Source organism: Corynebacterium gottingense (assembly GCF_003693265.1).
Lineage (GTDB): Bacteria > Actinomycetota > Actinomycetes > Mycobacteriales > Mycobacteriaceae > Corynebacterium > Corynebacterium gottingense.
Window position 1 is genome coordinate 1 of record NZ_RDRE01000047.1, and the last position, 5,497, is coordinate 5,497.

Below are 5,497 nucleotides of genomic sequence, written 5' to 3' on the forward strand. Positions count from 1 at the left end.
ATGCTCGCCGACGTGGCGGAGGAGCGCACCACCCGTCCCGCGGGCGCGTACCCGCCTTCCGCCGCCCGAGCAGTCGCTTCTCGACGCCCCCCTGCCCCCGCCTCCTCCCGCGCCGGCACCTACCGGGAGGCGCCCGCCCCGGCGCGCGAGCCGGAGAAGTCGTCCAAGGCCGGCCCAATCGTGGCCGGCATCCTCGGCCTGATGCTCGTCGGCGGCGCAGCGGCGTGGGCGATGACCAGCGGCGTCCTCGACGGTATCGGCGGTGGCGCGTCGTCGAGCTCTTCCACGGCCCCGACCGTGGTCACGCAGACGGAGACGGTGGAATCCACGCCGTCGCCCAGCGAGGACGAGGACACGGAGACTGACACGACGACGCGCGAGCGCGAGACCGTGACGCGCCACGAGCGGAGCCCCGAGACGCTGACCATTAGCGACGAGCCCACGCAGCCGAAGCACTCTCGGGAGGCCCCGACCTCGGCGGCGCGCCCGTCGGTGCCGCAGGGCTCGAAGACGGCCGGCGCGCCGACGAGCGCGCAGGAGGTGCCGAGCGTGGCGACGCCGGCGCCGTCGGCACCCGCCGCCCCGTCCGCAGGCGCCGACACTGGAACGGACAGCGGCGCAGGTGAGATAGAATTGCCTGACCTTGATTCCATCCTCGGAGGTAATGCGCAATGATGATCGCGGATCGCTACGAGCTCGGTGACGTAATTGGCACCGGCGGCATGAGCGATGTCTACGCGGCGACCGACACAGTGCTGGGCCGCGGCGTAGCGGTCAAGATGCTGAAGATGGACATGGCGCGGGACGAGAGCTTCCGCGAGCGCTTCCGCCTGGAGGCGCAGAACTCTGCACGCCTGAACCACCCGAACATCGTGGCGGTGTACGACACGGGCGCGGAAAACGTCGACGGCGTGGCCGTCCCCTTCATCGTGATGGAGCGGGTCAACGGCCGGAACCTGCGCGACATCGTGCGCGAGGACGGGCCGCTGCCGCCGAATCGGGCGGCGTCGCTGCTGATCCCGGTGGCGCGCGCCCTGCAGGCCAGCCACGACGCGGGCATTATCCACCGCGACATCAAGCCGGCCAACATCATGGTCACCAACACCGGCGAGGTGAAGGTGATGGACTTTGGCATCGCGCGCGCGGTGGACGATTCCTCCTCCGTCCACACGCAGACTTCCGCGGTGATCGGCACCGCCCAGTACCTCTCCCCCGAGCAGGCGCGCGGGAAACCGGTGGACGCCCGCTCCGACATCTACGCGCTCGGCTGCGTGATGTACGAGGCCGTGACCGGCACCCCGCCGTTTGAGAACGAGTCCCCGTTCGGCGTGGCGTACATGCACGTTCAGGAGGACCCGGAGCCGCCGAGCGAGCGCCTCGCCGCGCTGGGCCGCACCAACGGCGCGCACGGCACCGTGGCCAATGCTGCCGACGCCGCGAACGCGCTGACTGACGACGAAGCCGTGAACCTCGACTCCGTCATCCTCACCGCGATGGCGAAGCACCCGGCCGACCGCTACCAGTCCGCCACCCAGATGTGCGAGGACCTCACGCTCCTCGAGCGCGGCAGTGTCACGCACGCCGCGCGCACCCACCTGGCGGCGGCCGAGCACGACCTGGGCCAGCAGCAGCCTGGCGCGCACGCCGCCGACGCGACCGTCGTCGGCGCGACTGCCGTGCCCGGCCCGCACGCTCCCCAGGCGCCGCAGAGCCCTCAGGGCCCGCAGGGACCTCAGGGCGCAGTGCCGCGCCCGCAGGGCACGACCCGCTACGAGGACCACCGCCGCTCGCACGAGAAGCGCCGCATCTCCTGGATGAAGTGGATCGCGGCCCTGCTGGGTCTCATCCTGCTCGGCGCCGCGTCCTGGCTGGCGTACGAGTACTTCTCCACGCCCGACACCTCGTCCGACACCCCGGTGGAGGAGTCGATGGTGCAGGTCCCGGACGTGACCGGCAAGCACCGCGACGAGGCCGTCGCCGAGCTCGAGGACCTGGGCTTCCAGGTCGCGGTGAGCGACGAGCCGAGCCCGGACTTCGCGCGCGGCGACGTGATTGGCACCAACCCGACCGCCGGCTCCGAGCTGCAGCGCGGCACCCTGATCACGGTGAGCGTGTCCACGGGCAAGGAGGTCACGGACGTGCCGGACCTCACCGACATGGCGCCGCAGGAGGCGCAGGCGCTGCTGGAGGAGAGCGGCCTGGAGCTGAACGAGGAGATCCGTCACGAGGCGTCCGAGGACGTCCCGGAGGGCGCGATCATCTCCCAGCACCCGGCCGCGGGCACGCAGCTGTCCAAGGGCAGCAAGGTCACCATCACCGTGTCCTCGGGCCCGAAGCAGGTGGAGATCCCGTCGCTGGTGGGCTTGGACGTGAACCAGGCGACGGCGACGCTGTCGTCGTTAGACTTGCGCGCAACGGTAACCAAGATCGACTCGGAGCGCCCCGACGGCGAGGTCCTCGCCGTGGCCGGGGAGAACACCGAGGTCAACGCGGGTACGACCGTGGAGCTGCGCGTGTCCAACGGGATGCTGATGATCATGCCGGAGATCACGCGCCTGGACGTCAACGCTGCTGATGAGAAGCTGCGCGAGGCCGGCTGGAACGGCCGCCTCGTCGCCGGCCCGCCGGTGCCCACGGGCGCGATGGTGGACGCCGGCATGATCGGCCACCAGGGCGTGGGCGCGGGTGAGACGATCCGCAAGGACCAGGCCATCGGCTACAACCTGTGGGAGTTCGACGCGGCCCAGCTCAACCCGCTGAACAATAGTGCCGCCTCGCGGACGCCTGGTAAGGTATCGCCCCAGAACGCCAACGGGAACCAGCTGGGCGACGCAATCCGCGGGCTCGGCCTGTAAGGAGCAAGAATATGCCGAAAGCAAAAGTCACCAAGGATGCGAAGCCGGTCACTACCGCTTCCTCCGGCGCCACCCGCACCCCGGTCAAGATCAACACCGGCGGTACCCCGATGTGGTACAAGGTCATCATGTTTGGACTGATGATCCTGGGCCTGGCCTGGCTGATCGTCTTCTACCTTGCCGCGGACCAGATCCCGTTCCTCGCGGAGCTGGGCCCGTGGAATTACGCCATCGGCTTCGCCGGGATGATCGTCGGTTTGCTCATGACAATGGGCTGGCGCTAATCGACGCCACGCTGCAGGCGGATACCCCTCGCGGGTATCCGCTACTTTTTTGCTCGCCGTCAGCACGAACCTGAGAATTTGAGTAGTTGATAGGTAAGCAAACGCGGTAATCATTAATATTCGCGGATTATCCCGAAAATCCCTTGACCTGCACAGTTAGTATTCCTATGGATGTTTCTACAAGTCCTCGCCACCCCCGGTTGGGGGTATATTCGTACTATATTAAGCGCAATCTCAGTTTAGTCGCTATAAATACTTACCAGGACGTCAACCGCGTCGAAATCGCACTTACTTCGAATCTCAGAAAGGAAAACCACATGCGCGCCTTCCGTACCGCCTTCGCCGCAGTGGCTACCGTCGCCATCGCTGGTGGCGCACTGACCGCCCCCGCTCACGCAATGACCAACGAGGAGTCCCGCCCGGAGACCCCGGCAACCAACGACTCCCTCCCGATCATCCACACCTACCGTGGCTCCGACCACATCAAGGCCAACGTGCTCAACGCTCGCCCGGTCTGCAACTCCACCGAGGACTACCGCACGGTGGTCTACAAGGTCACCGACAACTTCCTGCCGGTCGGCACCATCTCCACCACCAACCTGTCTGACAGCCCGGTCAACCTGACCCAGGACCTGTCCCGCACCCAGCAGATCTCCGCATCCGTCAACGGCTCCAAGACCGAGACCCTGAACATCGGCGGCACCGGCTCCAAGGACGGCCTGCAGGGCACCATCGGCTACACCCTGGCCAAGTCCCTCGGCTGGGACGTCTCCGGCTCCCTGTCCTGGTCCGTCGGCCAGAAGATCGGCCCGTACGAGGTTCCGGCCGGCAACACCGGCGAGGCTACCTACGGCTTCCGCACCGTCACCATGACCGGTACCCAGCAGCGCTGCCGCCCGAACGGCACCTGGGCGACCCCGACCGCGTGGATCGCAAACATGCCGGTCAAGAACGAGGTCCGCGTCAAGAACTACGACACCCCGGCTGCTTCCTGGGCTCCGAACAAGGGCGCACAGGTCACCAAGCCTGTCGACGATGCAAACCCGAACTTCGAGGACGAGGTCAACAAGCTCCGCGAGGGCGAGGACCTCGAGGACGTGACCAAGGTCAACGACGACGAGGCCGCTGACGTCACCAACAAGGACATCACCGACGAGGGCACCGAGGTCGTCGAGGACGACGAGGCTACCGAGGTTGCTGACAAGGAGAACACCGAGGTCGAGGAGACCATCGAGGAGACCGAGACCGAGGGCGAGACCGCCGAGGACGCTGCTGACCGCGAGCAGCAGGACCTGGACCTCGAGCCGTACTTCACCTCCTCCTCCTGGAAGTCCTCCGGCTTCGCTGGCACCGCTGCGCTGCGCATCAAGAACGTTGGCAAGGACCGCTACTACGGCGAGTTCCCGGCTGTCACCTTCCGCGTTGACGTCAAGACCGCTGAGGGCCCGGAGGGCGTCGACCGCCTGATCACCGCCAACAGCCACAAGGGCGCTCACGTCCGCGACCTGGGCTTCGACCGCAAGAAGGGCGTCCGCACCTTCGAGGTCACCCTGGCTAACCCGATCAAGTCCGGCGAGGAGGTTGCAGTTGCTTCCTTCAACTTCGGCGACGGCAACACCTCCGAGGGCCGCATCCACAACTACATCACCGCGACCCAGACCGGCCGTCTCGATGGCGACGAGTCCGACGACAACGACCAGGACGTCGACTCCCGCGAGGCAACCGTGTCCGACTTCGGCCGCAAGCTGGACGGCACCTTCTAAGCTGACCGCTTAAGCGGTTCCGCTTCGAAATTTCTTCTCCCGCCCGGGCTCTCCACCACGGAGGCCCGGGCTTCTTGCTGCGCCCACAACGGCGAAGTTATCCACAGGCTGTGGATCCGTCTGTGCATACCCCACATTCCACAGCCTGTGGATAAACCTGTGCACTACTTCCACAACCCGAACAAAGTGGCTGTTCGAACGCTCTTTGCCCTCGCCAATCGACGCCACCCCGCCCCCAGTTCGAGGAATTACACGCCCGTAACTATCCACAATGTGAATAGATCTGTGGAAAACTCCCCATGGGGATAACCGGTGGACAACACGCCGCACTTCTCCACAATCCCCACGCCAGCTACCCCGCGTACCCCGCGTACCCCGCGCTCACTGTGCTCACTGTGCACACCGCCAGCGCGACCCACGCCGCCACCCACCGCGTGCGCACGCTTGGCGACGTCAGCGGCCACGCCATCAGCGCCCCCGCAACCAGCCCGCCGGCGTGCCCCCACACGCTCACGTCCGAGGCGACGAGCGTGTACACCACGTTGCCCGCGAGGAGGATGAGGGCGGGGCGGGGGTCGACGTGGCGTCGATAGGC

The 5,497-nt window shown here is 66.8% G+C and carries 4 protein-coding genes and 1 pseudogene; 4 read left to right on the plus strand and 1 reads right to left on the minus strand.

What is annotated here, in order from left to right; translation table 11 throughout:
• The 4 genes and pseudogenes from EAW56_RS12760 to EAW56_RS10955 form a co-directional block, all read left to right on the plus strand.
• Positions 1-675, plus strand: a pseudogene (locus EAW56_RS12760) (hypothetical protein); the annotation flags it as partial.
• Positions 675-2,855: a Stk1 family PASTA domain-containing Ser/Thr kinase gene (gene pknB / locus EAW56_RS10945; RefSeq protein ID WP_122086561.1), complete on the plus strand. Its 2,181-nt coding sequence runs from the start codon at positions 675-677 to the stop codon at positions 2,853-2,855. The pseudogene EAW56_RS12760 and the gene pknB, both read left to right, overlap by 1 nt.
• 11 nt (positions 2,856-2,866) lie before the next feature.
• Positions 2,867-3,139, plus strand: coding sequence for a cell division protein CrgA (gene crgA / locus EAW56_RS10950; protein ID WP_095275316.1), 273 nt, complete (start codon positions 2,867-2,869; stop codon positions 3,137-3,139).
• A gap of 317 nt (positions 3,140-3,456) precedes the next feature.
• The gene (locus tag EAW56_RS10955; protein ID WP_122086557.1) at positions 3,457-4,902 is read left to right on the plus strand and encodes a hypothetical protein; all 1,446 of its coding nucleotides are present in this window, start codon (positions 3,457-3,459) and stop codon (positions 4,900-4,902) included.
• 352 nt (positions 4,903-5,254) lie between these two features.
• Here EAW56_RS10955 and EAW56_RS10960 read toward each other — a convergent pair.
• Positions 5,255-5,497 (minus strand): rhomboid family intramembrane serine protease (locus EAW56_RS10960; protein ID WP_122086559.1); only part of this gene is annotated, 243 nt, incomplete at its 5' end.